This is a genomic window from Streptomyces sp. YKOK-I1, from assembly GCF_054660435.1.
This window is the reverse complement of the sequence record NZ_BAAGDR010000001.1, coordinates 8,619,358-8,636,472: the sequence shown is the minus strand read 5'-3', so window position 1 is coordinate 8,636,472 and position 17,115 is coordinate 8,619,358. Positions and strand designations below refer to the sequence as shown.

Genomic DNA, 17,115 nt, shown 5'->3' with positions numbered 1-17,115 from the left:
CCGTGGCGTACGGCAGACTCGGTGGCGTGCGAAGGATTCATGTCATCGGTATCGGCGCGGGCGACCCCGACCAGCTCACCCTGCAGGCCGTACGGGCCCTGCGGGCCACGGACGTGTTCTTCGTCCTGGACAAGGGCGAGGCGAAGAGCGACCTGACGGGGCTGCGCCGGGACATCCTCGAGACCCATCTGCCCGAGGGCGGGTACCGGGTGGTCGAGGCACGGGACCCGGAGCGGGACCGCGGGGCCGGCGGGGCCGCCTACTCCCCCGCGGTCGGCGACTGGCGCAGCGCCCGCGCGGACATCTACGAGCGGCTGATCGCGCGGGAGCTCGGCGAGGACCAGAGCGGCGCGTTCCTGGTGTGGGGCGATCCCGCGCTCTACGACAGCACCCTGGGCGTCCTGGAGGAGGTGCTGGCGCGGGGCGCGGTGGCCTTCGAGCACGACGTCGTACCCGGCATCAGCAGTGTCTCGGCGCTGGTCGCCCGGCACCGCACCGGTCTGAACCGGGTGGCGCGCCCGGTGCAGATCACCACCGGGCGGCGGCTCGCCGAGGGGTTCCCGGAGGGGGTGGACGACGTGGTGGTGATGCTGGACGCCCACCAGACCTTCCGGCGGTACGCGGGGGAGGACATCGACATCTACTGGGGCGCCTACATCGGCACCCCGGACGAGATCCTGGTCTCCGGCCCCCTCGCCGAGGCGGGCCCCCGGATCGAGCGGGTGCGGGCCGAGGCGCGCGAGCGCAAGGGCTGGATCATGGACACCTATCTGCTGCGCCGCAACCCGGGCGAGCGGTAGCCCGGCGCGATGGCCCGGGCGGCCCGTCCGGCATGCGGGGGCGGCCCGCCGGTGTGATCGTGACCTCGTGACCGTCGCCGAGGACAGAGCCCCTGACAGAGCCCCCTCCTCCGCCCCACAGCCGCCCGTGCTGGACGCGGGCCGCCGGAACATCGTGTTCGTGACGATCGTGCTGGGCATGCTGCTCGCGGCGCTGGACCAGACGATCGTGGGCACCGCGCTGCCGACGATCGTGTCGGACCTCGGCGGGGCCACCCACATGTCCTGGGTGGTCACGGCGTATCTGCTGGCCGAGACCGTGGCGACCGTCCTCGTCGGCAAGTTCGGCGACCTGTTCGGCCGCAAGGTGGTCTTCCAGGTCTCGGCGATCGTCTTCATCACCGGCTCGTTCCTGTGCGGCCTGGCCACCGACATGTCGCTGCTGATCGCCTGGCGGGCCGTGCAGGGCGTCGGCGCGGGCGGGCTGATGGTGACGGCGATGGCGCTGATCGCCGATGTGATCCCGCTGCGCGAGCGCGGCAAGTACCAGGGCGCGATCGGCGCCGTGTTCGGGGTGGCGACCGTCGTCGGCCCGCTGCTGGGCGGGCTGTTCACGGACCATCTCTCCTGGCGCTGGGCGTTCTACGTCAACGTGCCGATCGCGGTCCTCGTCGTCGTCGCGGCCGCCCGCACCATCCCCGTGGTGCGCTCGGCGGGCCGGCCCGTGATCGACTACCTGGGCATCGCGCTGATCGCGGCCGGGGCGAGCGCCCTGATCCTGGCGACCAGCTGGGGCGGCACGGAGTACGCCTGGAACTCGGGCGTCGTCATCGGCCTGTTCGCGGGCGGAGCCGTCGCCCTCGCCCTGTTCTGCCTGGTGGAGACCCGGGCGAAGGAACCCATGCTGCCGATGCGGCTGTTCCGCAGCCCCGTCTTCACGGTCTGCTCGGTCCTCAGCTTCATCGTGGGTTTCGCGATGCTCGGCGCGCTGACGTATCTGCCGACCTATCTCCAGTACGTCGACGGCGACTCGGCGACCGTGTCGGGGGTGCGCACGCTGCCCATGGTGGGCGGTCTGCTCATCGCGTCGGTCTTCAGCGGCACCGTGGTCAGCAGGACCGGCCGCTACCGGCTCTTCCCGATCGTCGGCTCGCTGGTGATGGGCCTGGGCCTGTATCTGATGTCCCTGATGGGGCCGGACACGAGCGCCTGGCTGGAGTCGCTCTCCATGTGCGTGCTCGGCACCGGCATCGGCCTGTCCATGCAGGTGCTGACGATCGCCGTGCAGAACACCGTGGCCTACGCCGACCTGGGCACCGCCACCTCCGGCGTCACCTTCTTCCGCACCCTGGGCAGTTCGTTCGGCACGGCCGTGTTCGGCACGATCTACACCAACGCCCTCACGCCCAACCTGCGCGAGGGCGTCGCCTCCGCCGCGGCCGTCGCGGGCGGCACCCCGGACCCGGCGACCGTCGCCCGGGCCGCGACCAGCCCGGAGGGCGTGCACGCGCTGCCCTCCGAGGTCGCCGCGCCGGTCATCGAGGCGTACGCCGACACCCTGCGGACGGTGTTCCTGTGGACGGTGCCGGTCGCGGCGGTCGGCTTCGTCGTCGCCCTGTTCCTCAAGCAGGTCCCGCTGCGGGACAGCGCGCGGATGGGCTCCACCGACCTGGGCGAGGGGTTCGGCTCCCCGCACGACGCGAACGCGCAGCGGGTGCTGGAGGCCTCCGTCGCGAAGATCATCGGAGGGGCGGGCCTGGACACCGCGCGCCGGATCTTCGAGGACTCCGACACCCGGCTGGACGTGGCGGGCGCCTGGGCGGTGATGCAGGTGGAACTGCACAACCGGATGGTGGGCCACACCAGCCTGGGGCTGGTCGCCGCCCGCCGCCGGCTGCCGCCGGAGGTGCTGCTGCCGGTGTTCGACCGCATGGTCGACGAGGGGTACGTGACCCGGGACGGCTCGCTGCTCTCGCTGACCGAGGCGGGGGTGCGCGAGGCCGGGGTGATCACCGAGGCGTGGGCCCGGTGGCTGGAGGAACGGGTGGCCCGGGACATCGGCCACCCCGCGCCGAGCGATCTGCGCGCCGCCGTGGACACCATCTCCAAGCGGCTGCTGGCCGAGGACCTCGGCGACGAGGCGCCCCGGGGCCGTACGGAGCCCCGACCGGCCGTCGTCGCGCCCTGACCGGAGATCGGCGGCCGGCGCCTCTTGCATGTTCTATGCCATAGAGCATAATTACCGACCGGTAGCAGGAGGCCGTACCCAGCGCGCCTGCGGAGAGGTGCGCCCATGAGCCCGCGCAGGACCGACAGCCGCCGCCGGATGATCGCCGGCGCCGCCGACCTGCTCGGCGAGCACGGGGCCGCCGGGGTGAGCATCGACCGGGTGCTCGCGCACAGCGGGGCGCCGCGCGGCTCGGTGTACCACCACTTTCCGGGCGGTCGGGCCCAACTGATCGACGAGGCCGTGGTGTTCGCCGGGGACTTCATCGCCGGGCTGATCGAGAGCGCCGTGGACGACCCCGATCCGCTGCGGGCCGTGGACGCGTTCTTCGCGCTGTGGCGGGAGCGGCTGGTGCGCAGTGACTTCCGGGTCGGCTGTCCCGTCGTGGCGGTGGCCGTGGAGAACGACGACAGCGCCCCCGAGCCGGCCCGTTCCGCGGCGGCGGCCTTCGCCCGCTGGCAGCGGGCGCTGACCGCGCTGCTGGTGCGGCACGGGCTGCCCGGGGAACGCGGCGGACGGCTGGCCGCGTTCGTCGTCGCGGCCGTGGAGGGGGCGGTGGTGATGTGCCGGGCCGAGCGGACCACCGCACCCCTCGACGCGGTCGCCGCCGAGATCCACGACCTCCTGGACCACGCCCTGCGGACCGCGCGCCCGCAGTCCTGAGACGGATCTGCCGGTACGCCCCCGACCTGCATCCCGAAGGAGTCGCCATGCCCACGCTCGACCGGCAGGAGAACGTCTTCGTCCTCGACCTCGGGGACGGGGAGAACCGCTTCCACCCCGACTGGCTCGCCGCCGTGGACGCCGCCCTGGACGAGGTGGAGAAGGCGGACGGCCCGCGCGCCCTGGTGACCGCCGCGACGGGCCGGTTCTGGTCCAACGGCCTCGACCTGGACTGGCTGTTCGCCCACGCCGACCGGCAGCGGGAGTACGTGGTCGCGGTGCACGCGCTGTACGCCCGGATGCTGACCCTGCCGGTCGTGACGGTGGCCGCGCTCCAGGGGCACACCTTCGCCGCGGGCGCGATGTTCTCGCTGGCCCACGATCTGCGGGTGATGCGCGCCGACCGCGGCTTCTGGTGTCTGCCCGAGGCCGACATCGGCATCCCGTTCTCGCCGGGCATGTCCGCGCTCGTCCAGGCCCGGCTCACCCCGCGGGCCGCGCACGAGGCGATGGTCACCGCCCGCCGCTACGGCGGCCAGGAGGCGCTGGCCGCCGATATCGTGGACCACGCGGTCGACGAGGACGCCGTACGGACCACGGCCGTCGGGCTCGCCGCGGCCCAGGCCCGGAAGGCGGGCGACACCCTGCGCACCATCAGGTCCCGCATGTACGCACACGTGCTGACGCCCCTGCGCGAGCGGGAGAACCCGCTCGGCGACTGAACACCTCCCGTACGGCGACACCAGCAAGCCCCCTCGAAAGGACAACCCCGCGTGACCACCACCGATCCCTCCGCACTGTCCGGCCTCGAACTCCTGCGTCTCGTACGGGACGGAGAGCTCGGCGACCGGCCGTCCATCGGGCGGCTGCTCGGGATGCGCTTCGACGAGGTGGAGCACGGGCGGGCCGTGCTCTCGCTCGACACCCGCCCGGACTTCGCCAACCCGCTCGGCACCGTGCACGGCGGCATCGCCGCGACCATGCTGGACTCGGCCCTGGCCTGCGCGGTCCACTCCACCCTGCCCGCCGGCACCGGCTACACCACGCTGGAGCTCAAGGTGAACTACATACGGCCCGCCCGCACGGACGGCCAGACCCTGACCGCCGAGGGCACCGTCGTCCACACGGGCCGTCGCACCGCCACCGCCGAGGGCAGGGTCGTCGACGAACAGGGGCGGCTGATCGCCCACGCGACGACCACGTGCATGATCCTCGGGCCGGGTGACTGACCCCGGCGCTATCGTCCCCGTATGGATGCAGTGCGCGCCGTGCTGATCGACATCGACGGGGTCCTCACCGTCTCCTGGAAGCCGCTCCCGGGCACGGTGGAGGCGCTGCGAACGCTCCGGGAGGCGGGGCTGGGCGTCGCCCTGGTCACGAACACCACCTCCCGGACCCGCGCCTCGATCGCCCGGACGCTCGCGGACGCCGGATTCCCGGTGACCGCCGACGACATCCTCACCGCCCCGGCGGTCACCGCCTCGTACCTCGCCGAGCACCACCCGGGAGCCCGGTGCGCGCTGCTGAACAGCGGGGACATCGAGGAGGACCTGGAAGGGGTCATGCTCGTCGACCAGGACGTGGAGGTGGTGGTGGTCGGCGGCGCGGGCCCCGAGTTCGGGTACGCGGCGCTGGACCGGGCCTTCGGGCACCTCCAGCGGGGCGCGCGGCTGGTGGCCATGCACCGCAACCTGTACTGGCGTACCGACGCCGGGCTGCGGCTGGACTCGGGCGCGTTCGTGACCGGCCTGGAGGCGGCCGCGCGGGTCGAGGCCGAGGTCACCGGGAAGCCGTCGCCGGCGTTCTTCGCGGCGGCACTGCGCCGGCTGGGCGCCGACGCCGGCACGGCGCTGATGGTGGGCGACGACATCGAGTCGGACGTCCTCGCGGCCCAGCGCGCCGGCATCACCGGAGTGCTGGTGCGGACGGGCAAGTACCTCCCGCAGACCCACCGCGCGGCGAGCGGCGCCCCCGACCACGTCGTGGACTCCTTCGCGGACCTGCCGCGGCTGCTCGGGCTAGCGCAGTAGCAGCTGCAGACCGCCCACGACGGTCGCCGCGATGACGAGCTGTTCGAAGAGCCGCTGGTTGATGCGGTGGACGGCCCACTTGCCGAGCAGGGCGCCGGGGACGACGAACACGGCGAGCGCGGCGTCCAGGAGCAGCGAGGGTCCGTCGATCAGGCCGAGGCCGGCGCTGAAGGGCACCTTCGAGAGGTTGACGATGAGGAAGAAGAAGGCGGAGGTGCCGAGGAAGCCGAGTTTGCGGAAGCCCGCCGAGAGCAGGTACATCGACATCACGGGGCCGCCCGCGTTGGCGACCATCGTGGTGAAGCCGCCGAGGACGCCGTAGGAGCGGGCCTTGAGGCGGCCCGCGCGGGTGACCACCGCGTCGGGGTCGACGGGCGCCTCGGCCGTGCGGCGGCGCCACACGGTGACGGCCGCCATCAGCAGCAGGATCGCGCCGATCGAGGTGCGCACCGCCGAGTCGTCGGCCCACATCAGGAAGAGGGTGCCGAGGACCACCCCGGCCGCGACCGCCGGGAACAGCCGCCCCAGGGTGGGCCAGTGGGCGTGCCGCCGGTAGGTGAGGACGGCCAGGACGTCCCCCGCGATCAGCAACGGCAGCAGGACACCGGTCGACGCGCGGGCCGGCAGGACCGCCGCGAAGATCGCCAGGCTGACCGTGTTGGCGCCGCTGACCGCCGTCTTGGAGAAGCCGACCAGCAGCGCCGCGAGGGCGAGGGCGGCGAACTCCCAGCCGGTGATGTGCCACAGATTCATCGTGTTCATGCGGGGACCGATGCTATGCGCACGTATACGACGGCGTAAGAACCGTCTCGCCAGATGGCCGGGGCGCCGGGCGGGGCCCTGGGAGGATCCTCCGGAGACCCTCACCCGACCCAGCTGGAGGAGTCATGGCCGAGCACGTCCTGGCCGGCACCCGGGGCGCCGTCACGGCGCACGAGTGGCCGAATCCGGCGGCACGCTATCTCGCCCTCGTCGTGCACGGCTACGGCGAGCACGCCGGCCGCCACGCCGGACTCGCCGGCGTCCTGACCGCGCACGGCGCCGCCGTGTTCGCGCCCGACCACATGGGGCACGGCAGGTCGGACGGCGAACGGGTGCGGATCGAGGACTTCGAGGACGTGGTCACCGATGCGCGGGCCGTCGTGGAGCTCGCCCGGGCCGCCCACCCGGACCTGCCGCTGGTCGTGATCGGGCACTCCATGGGCGGTCTGATCGCCGCCCGCTACGCCCAGCGGTACGGCACCGGTCTCGCCGCGCTCGTCCTGTCCGGGCCGGTCATCGGCGCCTGGGAGCTGCCCGGACGGCTGCTGGCGCACGCGGAGATCCCCGACGTGCCCGTCAGCCCCGCCGCCCTCTCCCGCGACCCGGCGGTCGGGACGGCGTACGCGGCGGATCCCCTGGTCTGGCACGGGCCGATGAAACGGCCGACGCTGGAGGCCTTCGTACGGACCCTTCAGACCGTCGCCGAGGCGGGCCCCGTCGGCGCGCTCCCGGTGCTGTGGCTGCACGGCGAAGCCGACCGGCTGGTCCCGCTGCCCGGCAGCCGGACCGGCGTGGAGCGGCTGCACGGGGGCGGCCTGACCGAACGGGTCTATGCCGGGGCCCGGCACGAGGTGTTCCACGAGACGAACAGGACGGAGGTCTTCGCCGACCTGACCGGCTTCCTGGACGGGGTCCTCGACCACGGAGGGGCGCCTCCGCCCGCCTACTGAGGCGGGCTCACGGCCAGCCGGGACAGCGCCGCCGACACCAGCGTCCGCACGCCCGGCACCAGCACCGCGGGATCGGGCGCGAACAACGGGCTGTGGTTTCCGGGCACGTTGGCGAACTTCTCCCTCAACTCCTCCCCGGGCGCGGCCTCCCAGACGGCGGCCGGGGTCGAGGTGACGTACCAGTAGTCGTACGGCACGCCCTGCGGCGCGAGGAGCGAGAAGTCCTCGCTGCCCATCGTGCCGCCGAAGTCGAACACCGTGTGCTCGCCGAAGAGTTGCCGGTGGACGGCGGCTATCTCGCCGTCCAGGGCGGGGTCGTTGACGGTGTTCGGATAGCCGGGCAGCAGCGTGACCTCGGGCGGCGCCGGGCAGCCCGCGGCGGCACACTCCCCCTCGACGATCCGGCGGATCGCGGTGAGGACGCGCTCGCGCACCCGGTCGTCGCGGGTCCGTACGTTCAGCGAGAGCCGTGCCTCGGCCGGGATGATGTTGGGTTTCGTCCCGGCGTGGAAGGACCCCACCGTCAGCACCGCCGACTCGCCCGCCGCGACCTCCCGGGAGACGACCGTCTGCAGCCGGGTGACGACGTACGCCGCCGTGACCACCGGGTCGACGGTCGACTCGGGCCGTGAGCCGTGCCCGCCCACCCCGTGCACGACGACGTCGAGGTCGTCGGAGGCCGCCAGGGTCGGTCCGGGGGTGTGCGGGTAGAAGCCGGCGAGCCCGGGCGCCGCGTGCTGCCCGAACAGCACGTCGGGGCGCGGGAACCGCTCGTGGACGCCGTCGGCGACCATCGCGGCCGCCCCGCCCTCCGCCTCCTCGGCGGGCTGCCCGACCACGACGAGCGTGCCGGACCAGAGGTCCCGGGCGGCGGCGAGGGCCTCGGCCGCGGCGGCCAGCCAGGTGATGTGGAGGTCGTGGCCGCAGGCGTGCATCACCCCGTCGACGGTCGAGGCGTACGGCAGCCCGGTCGCCTCCCGCACCGGCAGCGCGTCCATGTCGCCGCGCAGCCACACCACCGGCCCCTCGCCGTTGGCGAGCACCCCGACCACCCCGGTGCGGGCGACGCCCTCGGTCACCTCGTACCCGGCGGCCCGCAGCCGGCCGGCGAGCCGCGCCGCGGTGCGGTGCTCCGCGAAGGCGAGTTCGGGGTGCCGGTGCAGGTCCCGGTAGAAGTCCTCCAGGTCCCCCTGCTTCAGACCCGAGGTGATGTCCAGGGTGAGACGGGCGACGACGGCCGGTTCGGTCATAGCCGGAGGGTACGGGGTGGTCGGCCGAACGGTCGAGGAACCGGCCCTGGGATTACGGCCGTTCGGCGGAGGCGCGGGGCGGCCCCGGACGGCGAGGCCGGAGCCGCTTCCTCCGTGGTGGCCGTAGACGCTCTCGGCACCCCTCTGCTCTCCGGCACCGAGTCGACCACCGGACTCGACCGGTGCAACACCGTCCTCGTCGACGGCCACAAGGCGACCACGACCGCCTGCCGGCCGGGACGGCGGGCCCGATCGTGCCCGTCACCGGGGACGACCGCGCGCTCGACACGACCGCCACCGCCCTCACCGGCCTCGGCACCGCCCGCGCCCCCCTACACGCAGGACTACGCGGGCGCGTGCGGCCGGGTGGCCACCGACCGCCGCGGCGAACGTCCTCGACCGGCGCCGGGTGTACGGCCTGCTGCGGCTGGCGGGCACCCCGCTGAAGGTGCTGGACCGGGCCCGCACCCGGGAGACGGTGATCCCCCTGGTCCTGGACGCCCAGCCGGACATCACGGTGGTCGCGGAGGCCGTGGCACGCGCCCGTGAGCTGCGGCCGGAGGTGTGCCTGGTGCGCTGCGGGTGGTCGTGGTCACCACCTTCGACCTGGACGAGTACGGGTACGGGGCGCTGCGCGGCGGCGCCTGCGGCTTCCTGCTGAAGGACTGGGCCTGGCAGCACGGCCACGCCGGACCGCGCTCCTGAGCCGGGCCGGGCCTCAGAGGTGCAGGAGGCGGGTGATGGTGCGCAGGACCCCGTTGTGGTTGTTGGAGGGCGCGAGGTGGCGGGCGTGCTCGACGACCCGGGGGTGGGCGTTGGCCATGGCGAAGGACCAGTCGGCCGCGTCCAGCATCTCCAGGTCGTTGAGGTAGTCGCCGAACACCATGGTCTGCGCGGGCGTGATGCCCAGCTCGCGCTGGAGCCGGCGCAGGGCGGCGCCCTTGTTGGCGGTGCGGTTCATGACGTCGACCCAGTGCTCGCCGGAGACGACGACCTGATGGGTGTCCGCGAAGGGGGCGAGCCCGGGGGCGGTGCTCTCCTCGGCGGCGCCGAAGTCGAACAGGGCGACCTTGATGACGTCGTCGTCGACGGCGGTGAGGTCCTCGACCAGCTCGCAGCGCACGTAGTACCGGCGCACCTCGGCCAGGAAGGCCTCGTCGGCCCGCTCGACGTACGCGGACCGCTTCCCGCAGACGACGGCGCCCAGGTCGACCCCGTCGGCCGCGAGTCCCCGCGCGGTGTGCACGATCCGCGCGGTCACGGCCGGCTCCAGCGGATCGGAGCTGAGTTCCCGCCCGTCGCGCACCACATAGGTGCCGTTCTCGGCTATGAACACCATCCCGTCGGCGACCTCGGCGAACTCCGCCGCCAGGGTGGCGTACTGGCGTCCGCTCGCCGGGCTGAACAGCACCCCGCGCTCCCGCAGCCGCGCCAGCGTGTCCCACAGCCCGTCCGGGATCCGCTTGTCGTCGTCGAGCAGCGTGCCGTCCATGTCGGTGACGACGAGCCGGATGTCGACGGGATGGGCCGGGAGCTCGGGGGCGGCCTGCTGGGGGGCGTGCGAGTAGGGCATGTCCTGCTTCCTGTGCTGCGGGCGCGCGTGCGGCGACGGGGTGACCGGATTGTCACCCTACCGGGGGACCCCGCGAATCCCGGGACAGCGATGATCATCGGGCGGCACAATGGACAGCCGGACGGATGGTCGCACGAAGGAGCGGTGACGTGGGCGGTGCACGGCTGGACACCAGCGTGGCGCACAACGCGCGGGTGTGGAACTACTGGATCGGCGGCAAGGACAACTACGAGGTCGACCAGCGGGTCGGTGAGCACGTCGCCGGCATGTTCCCGCTGATCCGGGACATCGCCCGCGCGGACCGCTGGTTCCTGGGCCGGGCGGTGCGGTTCCTCGCCGAGGAGCGCGGGGTGCGGCAGTTCCTGGACATCGGCACGGGACTGCCGACGGCCGACAACACGCACGAGATAGCGCAGCGGATCGCGCCGGACTCGAAGATCGTGTACGTCGACAACGACCCGATCGTGCTGGCGCACGCCCGCACCCTGCTGACGGGCACCTCCGAGGGCGCCACCGACTACATCGACGCCGATGTCCACGACCCGTCCGCGATCCTCGAACGGGCCTCCGGCACCCTCGACTTCGACCGGCCGGTCGCGGTGATGATGCTGGGCATCCTGAACTTCGTGCTGGACTACGAGGCGGCCCGGGACATCGTCCGCAAGGTCATGGCCCAGGTCCCGGTCGGCAGCTACCTGGTGCTCACCCACCCCACGCACGACGCGGAGGTGGGCGGCGAGGGCCAGATCCCGGCGATGAGGTTCTGGAACGAGAACGCCACCCCGCCGATCACCGCCCGCTCCGGCGCGGAGATCACCGCGTTCTTCGAGGGCCTGGAGCTGCTGGAGCCGGGCCTGGTGTCCTGTGCGCGCTGGCGGGCCGACGACGACTCGGCGGCGGCGGTGCCGCAGTACGGCGCGGTGGCCGTGAAACGCTGAACTCCTGCACTCCCCTCACTCCCTGCACTTCCTGACGGACGAGCCCGCGGAGGACGTATGAGCACCCTTGCCGACCCCGTCCCCGGCGGGCGTCCCGGAGAGGTCGAACGGGCCTCGGCGCTGAGCGGGGAGCTGTCCGGTGCGGGCGTGCACGGGATCGTCCTGAGTTACGTCGACACCGCGGGCGTCGGCCGGGTGAAGGCGGTCCCGGCGACGGGGCTGGCGTCGGCGGTGGCCTGGGGCGTCGGGATGTCCCCGGTGTTCGACACCTTCCTGGCGAACGACCACATCGTCAGCACGGACGTCCTCGGCTCCCCCGACGGCGATCTGCGGCTGTTCCCGGACCTGGACCGGCTGGTGGCGCTGGCCGCCCAGCCGGGGTGGGCGTGGGCGCCGGTCGACCGCCTCACCCAGGACGGCGAGCGGCATCCGGGCTGCTCGCGCACCTTCCTGCGGCGGATCGTCGCCGACGCCGCCCGCGACCACGGCCTGGACTTCCGGGCCGCCGTCGAGATCGAGTGGGCCGTCGGACTGGACTCCGCGCCCGCCGGGGAGTTCGTCCCGGCGACCACGGGACCGGCGTACGGCGCGACCCGGATGGTCGAGCTGGGCGAGTACACCGCCGATCTGCTGGCGGCGTGCGAGGCGCAGGGCGTGACCGTCGACCAGATCCATCCGGAGTACGCGCCGGGCCAGTTCGAGATCTCGGTGGGGGCGCTGGACCCGGTGGCGGCGGCCGACCGCAGCGTCCTCGTCCGGCAGACGATCCGCGCCGTGGCCCGCCGGCACGGGCTGCGGGTCTCCTTCTCCCCCGCCGTCGCCGCGGAGGGCGTCGGCAACGGCGGGCACGTCCATCTGTCCGCCTGGCGCGAGGGCCGCAACCTGCACTCCGGCGGCGAGGGACGGCACGGTCTGACGGCCGAGGCGGAGTCCTTCGCCGCGGGCGTCCTCGCCCGGCTGCCCGCCCTGACGGCGGTGACCGCGCCCAGCCCGGCCAGCTATCTGCGGCTCAAACCGTCCCAGTGGGCGGGGGTGTTCACCGCCTGGGGCCTGGAGACGCGCGAGTCGGCCCTGCGGGTCGTACGGGGCACGGCCGGCCGGCGGGCGGAGCAGGCGAACCTGGAGGTCAAACCCGTCGACCTGGCCGCCAACCCGTATCTGCTGCTCGGCTGTCTGATCGCCGCCGGACTGGACGGGCTCGCCGCGCGGGCCGCGCTCCCGGAGGAGATCACCGGCGACCCGGCCCGGCTGGCCGCCGAGGAGGCCGCGGCGAAGGGCGTACGGCGGCTGCCCACCTCGCTCGCGCAGGCGGTCGAGGAGTTCCGTCAGGACGAGGTGCTGCGGACCGCGCTGGGGCCGGTCCTCGCCAACGCGGTGACCGCCGTACGGCAGGGAGAGATCGACGCGACGTACGGGCTGGACGACGCACAGGTGGCCGCCGCCTACCGGTGGGTGTACTGAGATGGGCGCCGGACCGGTCCACGAGGAGCTGGCCGCGCTGGAGCTGGTGGACCACCACTGCCACGGGGTGACCACCGGCGCCCTGGACCGGCCGGGCTTCGAGTCGCTGCTCACCGAGGGCGAGCCCTGGCCCGGCGTCTCCTCCTTCGACACCCCCGCCGGGGTCGCCGTGCGCCGCCACTGCGCGCCCCTGCTCGACCTCGACCGGCACGCCCCCGCCGACGCCTATCTGGCCCGGCGCGCCGCGCTCGGCCCCGAGGAGGTGAACCGCCGCTTCCTGACGGCGGCCCGCACCGGTGTGTTCTGCGTCGACACCGGTTTCGCCCCGCTCCCGCTCACCCCGCCCGCCGCGCTGGCCCGGGCGGCCGACGGCACCGCGCTGGAGGTCGTACGGCTGGAGTCGGTGGCGGAGTCCGTGGCCGCGCGGGGCGTCGACGCGGGCGGGTACGCCGACGCGTTCCGGGCGGCGGCGCTGGACGCGGTGCGCCGGCCGGGCGTGGCCGGGGTGAAGTCGGTGGCCGCCTACCGCACCGGCTTCGACCTGGACCCGGCCCGCCCCTCCGACGCCGAGGTCACCCGGGCGGCCCGGCGGTGGCTGGCGCGCGGCGGCCGGCTCGACGAGCCGGTCCTGGTACGGCACCTGCTGTGGACCGCCGTCGACCTCGGCCTGCCGCTGCAACTGCACACGGGCTTCGGCGACCACGACATCCGGCTGCACCGGGCGGATCCCGCGCTTCTGACGGACTGGCTGCACCTGATCGCGGGAACGATCCCCGTGCTGCTCCTGCACTGCTGGCCCTACCAGCGGCAGGCCGCCTATCTGGCGGCCGTGTTCGAGCAGGTGTACCTCGACGTGGGGCTGACCCTGCACCACGTCGGCCCGGTGCGGGCACGGACGGTGCTGGAGGAAGCGTTGGAGATCACACCGTTCCGCAAACTGCTGTACAGCTCGGACGCCTACGGTGTGTCGGAGTTCTACACCCTCGGAGCGCTGGCGTTCCGCCGCGGTCTCGGAGACCTCCTCCAGGACCGGGTGGACGCCGACGAACTGAGCCTGCCCGACGCGCTGCGCCTGGCGCGCTGGGCCGGAGCGGACAACGCCCGCCGGGTCTACCGGCTTCCCGACGGACACTGAAAGTATGATCAAGCAATGTCAGACTTGACCGAGACCACGCCCGGCTGGCTGAGCGCAGACGAGCTCGAGATGGCCCGCGCCCGCATGCCGATCCTGTACGTCGAGGCCGTGCCCGTGCGCGTCGACGACAGCGGCGAAGTCGTCAGCATCGGACTGCTGCTGCGCATCGGACCCGACGGAAACGTCAGCCGGACCCTGGTGTCCGGCCGGGTCCTGCACCACGAGCGGGTCCGCGACGCCCTGTTGCGGCACCTGGAGAAGGACCTCGGACCGGTGGCGCTGCCCCGGCTGCCGGCCTCCCTCCAGCCGTTCACGGTCGCGGAGTACTTCCCGACGCAGGGCCTCACCCCGTACCACGATCCCCGTCAGCACGCGGTGTCGCTGGCCTACATCGTGCCGGTGACCGGTGACTGCTCGCCCCGTCAGGACGCCCTGGACCTGGTCTGGTTCGACCCGCAGGAGGCGGCCTCCCCGGCGGTGCAGAGCGAGATGCCGGGCGGGCACGGGTTCCTGCTGCGGCAGGCGCTGGCCCACGTCGGTCTCTCGGCGTCCTGAGCGCCGTGGCCCCGCTGCCCGGTCCGCGCCGCCCCTGCACACTCGTGGTGTGCAGGGGCTGCTGCTGCGGCGACGCCCGCAAGCACCCCGGCCACGACCACGCCGGGCAGCTGGAGCGGCTGCGGGCGGCCGCCGCCGGGTCGGGCGGGGCCCTGGAGGTCCGTACGACGGACTGCCTCGGCCCCTGCGACCAGGCGAACGTGGTCGTGGTGCAGCCCTCCGCCGCCGGACGCCGGGCGGGCGGCCGGCCCACCTGGGTCGGGTTCGCCTCGGACGACGACTCCACGGAGGAGCTGCTGCGGTGGGCGCGGGACGGCGGCCCGGGCCTCGCGCCCCCTCCTCTCACCCTGGAGCTCCAGTTCATCCAGCCGCCCCGGGACGCCCGGGTGCGCAGCCGGCGCTAGCAACTGCCCTTCCCGGAAGGCGGATTGGGCTCGCGGATCTTGATGACGTACGTTGGCCCGATGGGGGCGACGACACAAGAGCGGGCAGCGAAACGTTCCGGCGGGGCGGCCCGCTCCTCGGCGCTGATGGCGCTGGGCACCGTCGTGTCCCGGGCGACCGGGCTGATCCGGCAGGTGCTCCAGGGCGCCGCGCTCGGCACCGGTCTGCTGGCGACGACGTACAACACGGCGAACACCGTGCCCACCAGCCTGTACACCCTGCTGATCGGCGGCGCGCTGAACTCGGTGCTGGTGCCGCAGCTGGTGCGGGCCCGCTCCGCGGACGCGGACGGCGGCCGCGCGTACGAGCAGCGGCTGGTGACGCTGGTGGTGTCGGTACTGGCTGTCGGGACCGCGCTGGCGGTGTGGGCGGCGCCGCAGATCGTCAGCGTGTATCTGCGCGACACCCCGGCCCGCCACGAGGCGTACGAACTCACCGTCGTCTTCGCCCGGTTCCTGCTCCCGCAGATCTTCTTCTACGGGCTGTTCAACATGTACGGCCAAGTCCTCAACGCCCGCGAGAGGTTCGGCGCGATGATGTGGACGCCGGTCCTCAACAACCTCGTGTTGCTGGGGGTGTTCGGCGCCTACCTCGGGCTGATGACCGTGCCCGGGCGGGTGCAGGACATCACCGGCACGCAGGTGCGCCTCCTCGGCCTGGGGACGACCGCCGGGATCGTCGTGCAGGCGCTGGCGCTGGTGCCGTTCGCGCGGGCGGCCGGGTTCCGGTTCCGGCCGCGCTTCGACTGGCGCGGCTCGGGGCTCGGTTCGGGGGTGCACGCCGCCAAGTGGACACTGCTGTTCGTCCTGACGAACCTGGTCGCGCTGACCGTCGTCACCAACTACGCGGGCGCGGCCGACCAGGCGCTCCCGGACGCCGGCGCGGGCTACACGGCGTACACCTACGCGCAGACCATCTGGATGCTGCCGCAGTCGGTGGTCACGGTGTCGCTGGTGACCGCGCTGCTGCCGAGGATGAGCCGGGCGGTGGCGGAGGGCCGGATCGCGGACCTGCGCGCCGATCTGTCCCGGGGGCTGCGGGTGAGCGGCGTCGTCGTCGTGCCCGCCGCGTTCCTGTTCCTGGCGCTCGGCCCGCGGATCGCCACGCTGCTGTTCGCGCACGGGGCGGCCGACGCGGCCTCCGCGCAGCCGCTCGGGCACATGCTCCAGGCGTTCGGCCTCGGCCTCATCCCGTTCTCGGCGCAGTATCTGCTGCTGCGCGGCTTCCACGCCTTCGGGGACACCCGGACGCCGTTCTTCCTGGCGGTGTGGATCGCGGCAGTGAACATCGCCCTGGCCACCGCCTGCCATCTGCTGCTGCCGGTCCGCTGGGCGGTGACCGGCATGGCCGGCGCCTACACCGTGTCCTACCTGGCCGGACTCGCCCTCACCGCACGGCTGGTGCGCCGGCGGGTCGGCGGCCGGCTCGACGACGGGGCCCTGCGCCGGACGTACACCCGGCTGATCTGCGCCTCGGCCCTGGCGGCGGCCTGCGGCTGGGCGGCGGACCGGGTGTGCGGCCAGTGGCTGGGCGGCGGCACGGTCCCCACCGCGCTGGCGCTCACGGCGGGGACCGTCACCATCGGCCTGGTCTACGCGGCCCTGGCGCGGCTGCTGAGGGTGGAGGAGCTGCGGCAGCTCGGCCGGCTCCGCTGAACCCTCAGTGGCCGACCTGCTCGGCGAGGGCGGCGCGGGCGCGGGCCACCCGGGAACGGACCGTCCCCACCGGGCAGTCGCTCACCCGGGCCGCCTCCTCGTACGGCAGCCCCAGCAGCTGCGTCAGCACGAACGCCTCCCGCCGGTCGGCGGGCAGCGCCTGCAGCAGCTCGCGCAGGACGATCCCGTCGTCGAAGCCGGGCAGCCCGCGCGGCTGCGCCAGCTCGACGGCGGGCCGCCAGTCCGGCAGGTCCGCGAGGCGCGGGCGGGTCGCGGCGTAGCGGTAGCTGTCCATCACGGCCCGGCGGGCGATCGACAGCAGCCACACCCGTGCCGAGCACCGTCCCTCGAACCGGTGCAGACTGCCCAGCGCCCGCAGGAAGGTGTCCTGCGCCAGGTCGTCCACCGCCTGCGGGTCGGCGCACAGATGGGCGACGTAGCGCAGGACGTCCCGGTGCAGGGCCCGCACCAGCTGCTCCACGGCCCCGGCGTCCCCGTGCCGGGCGGCCAGCGCGAGGGCGGTGGTGGTCTCGTCGGCGGGGTTGTCCTTGTGGGCCCGGCGGCGGGTGCTGTGCCGGGCGGACTTGGTGTGGTCGCGGGGGCTCTCGTGCCTGCCGGTCTTCCTGCCGGTCTTCTGGTCGTGCGCGGTCGTCGGAGCAGGGGGCATCGCCATGGGTCCTTCTCGGGTGGAGG

The 17,115-nt window shown here is 73.7% G+C and carries 18 protein-coding genes; 14 read left to right on the top strand and 4 right to left on the bottom strand.

Annotation, left to right across the window (positions count from 1 at the left end):
* The first annotated feature begins 26 nt into the window (after positions 1 to 26).
* From cobF to ACYQ8Q_RS38470, 6 genes are all read left to right on the top strand, one after another.
* Positions 27 to 800 carry a precorrin-6A synthase (deacetylating) gene (gene cobF / locus ACYQ8Q_RS38495; RefSeq protein WP_460071319.1) on the top strand — a complete coding sequence of 258 codons (774 nt, stop codon included), beginning with the start codon at positions 27 to 29 and terminating at the stop codon, positions 798 to 800.
* 67 nt (positions 801 to 867) lie between these two features.
* Positions 868 to 2,967, top strand: coding sequence for an MDR family MFS transporter (locus tag ACYQ8Q_RS38490; RefSeq protein ID WP_460071318.1), 2,100 nt, complete (start codon positions 868 to 870; stop codon positions 2,965 to 2,967).
* A 105-nt stretch (positions 2,968 to 3,072) separates the two neighbouring features.
* A complete protein-coding gene (locus tag ACYQ8Q_RS38485) occupies positions 3,073 to 3,669 on the top strand; it encodes a TetR/AcrR family transcriptional regulator (protein ID WP_460071317.1) in 597 nt (198 codons plus the stop codon).
* A 47-nt stretch (positions 3,670 to 3,716) separates the two neighbouring features.
* Entirely contained in the window at positions 3,717 to 4,391 is a 675-nt protein-coding gene (locus tag ACYQ8Q_RS38480; RefSeq protein WP_460071316.1) for an enoyl-CoA hydratase-related protein, read from the top strand.
* A gap of 51 nt (positions 4,392 to 4,442) precedes the next feature.
* Positions 4,443 to 4,898, top strand: coding sequence for a PaaI family thioesterase (locus ACYQ8Q_RS38475; protein WP_460071315.1), 456 nt, complete (start codon positions 4,443 to 4,445; stop codon positions 4,896 to 4,898).
* Positions 4,899 to 4,919: 21 nt separating this feature from the next.
* A complete protein-coding gene (locus tag ACYQ8Q_RS38470; protein WP_460071314.1) occupies positions 4,920 to 5,699 on the top strand; it encodes an HAD-IIA family hydrolase in 780 nt (259 codons plus the stop codon).
* Here the strand turns inward: ACYQ8Q_RS38470 and ACYQ8Q_RS38465 are convergent.
* Positions 5,688 to 6,461, bottom strand: a complete 774-nt coding sequence (locus tag ACYQ8Q_RS38465) for a sulfite exporter TauE/SafE family protein (RefSeq protein ID WP_460071313.1) — start codon at positions 6,459 to 6,461, stop codon at positions 5,688 to 5,690. The two genes, ACYQ8Q_RS38470 and ACYQ8Q_RS38465, sit on opposite strands and share 12 nt — an antisense overlap.
* Before the next feature lie 125 nt (positions 6,462 to 6,586).
* Between ACYQ8Q_RS38465 and ACYQ8Q_RS38460 the strand changes: the two genes are divergently transcribed.
* Positions 6,587 to 7,411, top strand: a complete 825-nt coding sequence (locus ACYQ8Q_RS38460) for an alpha/beta hydrolase (RefSeq protein WP_460071312.1) — start codon at positions 6,587 to 6,589, stop codon at positions 7,409 to 7,411.
* Here ACYQ8Q_RS38460 and ACYQ8Q_RS38455 read toward each other — a convergent pair.
* Positions 7,405 to 8,661, bottom strand: a complete 1,257-nt coding sequence (locus ACYQ8Q_RS38455) for an amidohydrolase (RefSeq protein WP_460071311.1) — start codon at positions 8,659 to 8,661, stop codon at positions 7,405 to 7,407. The genes ACYQ8Q_RS38460 and ACYQ8Q_RS38455 overlap by 7 nt on opposite strands.
* 564 nt (positions 8,662 to 9,225) lie before the next feature.
* On the opposite strand from ACYQ8Q_RS38455, the gene ACYQ8Q_RS38450 reads away from it, so the two are divergent.
* Positions 9,226 to 9,366, top strand: a complete 141-nt coding sequence (locus ACYQ8Q_RS38450; protein ID WP_460071310.1) for a hypothetical protein — start codon at positions 9,226 to 9,228, stop codon at positions 9,364 to 9,366.
* 13 nt (positions 9,367 to 9,379) lie between these two features.
* Here ACYQ8Q_RS38450 and ACYQ8Q_RS38445 read toward each other — a convergent pair whose 3' ends face one another.
* Complete coding sequence (locus ACYQ8Q_RS38445) at positions 9,380 to 10,234, bottom strand: Cof-type HAD-IIB family hydrolase (protein ID WP_460071309.1); 855 nt, start codon at positions 10,232 to 10,234, stop codon at positions 9,380 to 9,382.
* 125 nt (positions 10,235 to 10,359) lie between these two features.
* Here ACYQ8Q_RS38445 and ACYQ8Q_RS38440 point away from each other — a divergent pair, with 125 nt between their 5' ends.
* The 6 genes from ACYQ8Q_RS38440 to murJ all read left to right on the top strand — a co-directional run bounded on the left by ACYQ8Q_RS38440 (position 10,360) and on the right by murJ (position 16,422).
* On the top strand, positions 10,360 to 11,172 hold the full coding sequence (locus tag ACYQ8Q_RS38440; protein ID WP_460071308.1) for an SAM-dependent methyltransferase: 813 nt from the start codon (positions 10,360 to 10,362) through the stop codon (positions 11,170 to 11,172).
* A 57-nt stretch (positions 11,173 to 11,229) separates the two neighbouring features.
* Positions 11,230 to 12,633 carry a type I glutamate--ammonia ligase gene (locus ACYQ8Q_RS38435; RefSeq protein WP_460071307.1) on the top strand — a complete coding sequence of 468 codons (1,404 nt, stop codon included), beginning with the start codon at positions 11,230 to 11,232 and terminating at the stop codon, positions 12,631 to 12,633.
* A gap of 1 nt (position 12,634) precedes the next feature.
* On the top strand, positions 12,635 to 13,768 hold the full coding sequence (locus tag ACYQ8Q_RS38430; protein WP_460071306.1) for an amidohydrolase family protein: 1,134 nt from the start codon (positions 12,635 to 12,637) through the stop codon (positions 13,766 to 13,768).
* A 15-nt stretch (positions 13,769 to 13,783) separates the two neighbouring features.
* Entirely contained in the window at positions 13,784 to 14,323 is a 540-nt protein-coding gene (locus ACYQ8Q_RS38425; RefSeq protein WP_460071305.1) for an NUDIX hydrolase family protein, read from the top strand.
* Between the two features lie 5 nt (positions 14,324 to 14,328).
* A complete protein-coding gene (locus tag ACYQ8Q_RS38420) occupies positions 14,329 to 14,727 on the top strand; it encodes a (2Fe-2S) ferredoxin domain-containing protein (protein WP_460071304.1) in 399 nt (132 codons plus the stop codon).
* A 126-nt stretch (positions 14,728 to 14,853) separates the two neighbouring features.
* Complete coding sequence (gene murJ, locus ACYQ8Q_RS38415) at positions 14,854 to 16,422, top strand: murein biosynthesis integral membrane protein MurJ (protein ID WP_460073662.1); 1,569 nt, start codon at positions 14,854 to 14,856, stop codon at positions 16,420 to 16,422.
* A gap of 4 nt (positions 16,423 to 16,426) precedes the next feature.
* Here the strand turns inward: murJ and ACYQ8Q_RS38410 are convergent, their stop codons facing one another.
* Positions 16,427 to 17,095: a sigma-70 family RNA polymerase sigma factor gene (locus ACYQ8Q_RS38410; protein ID WP_460071303.1), complete on the bottom strand. Its 669-nt coding sequence runs from the start codon at positions 17,093 to 17,095 to the stop codon at positions 16,427 to 16,429.
* Positions 17,096 to 17,115: the final 20 nt, after the last annotated feature.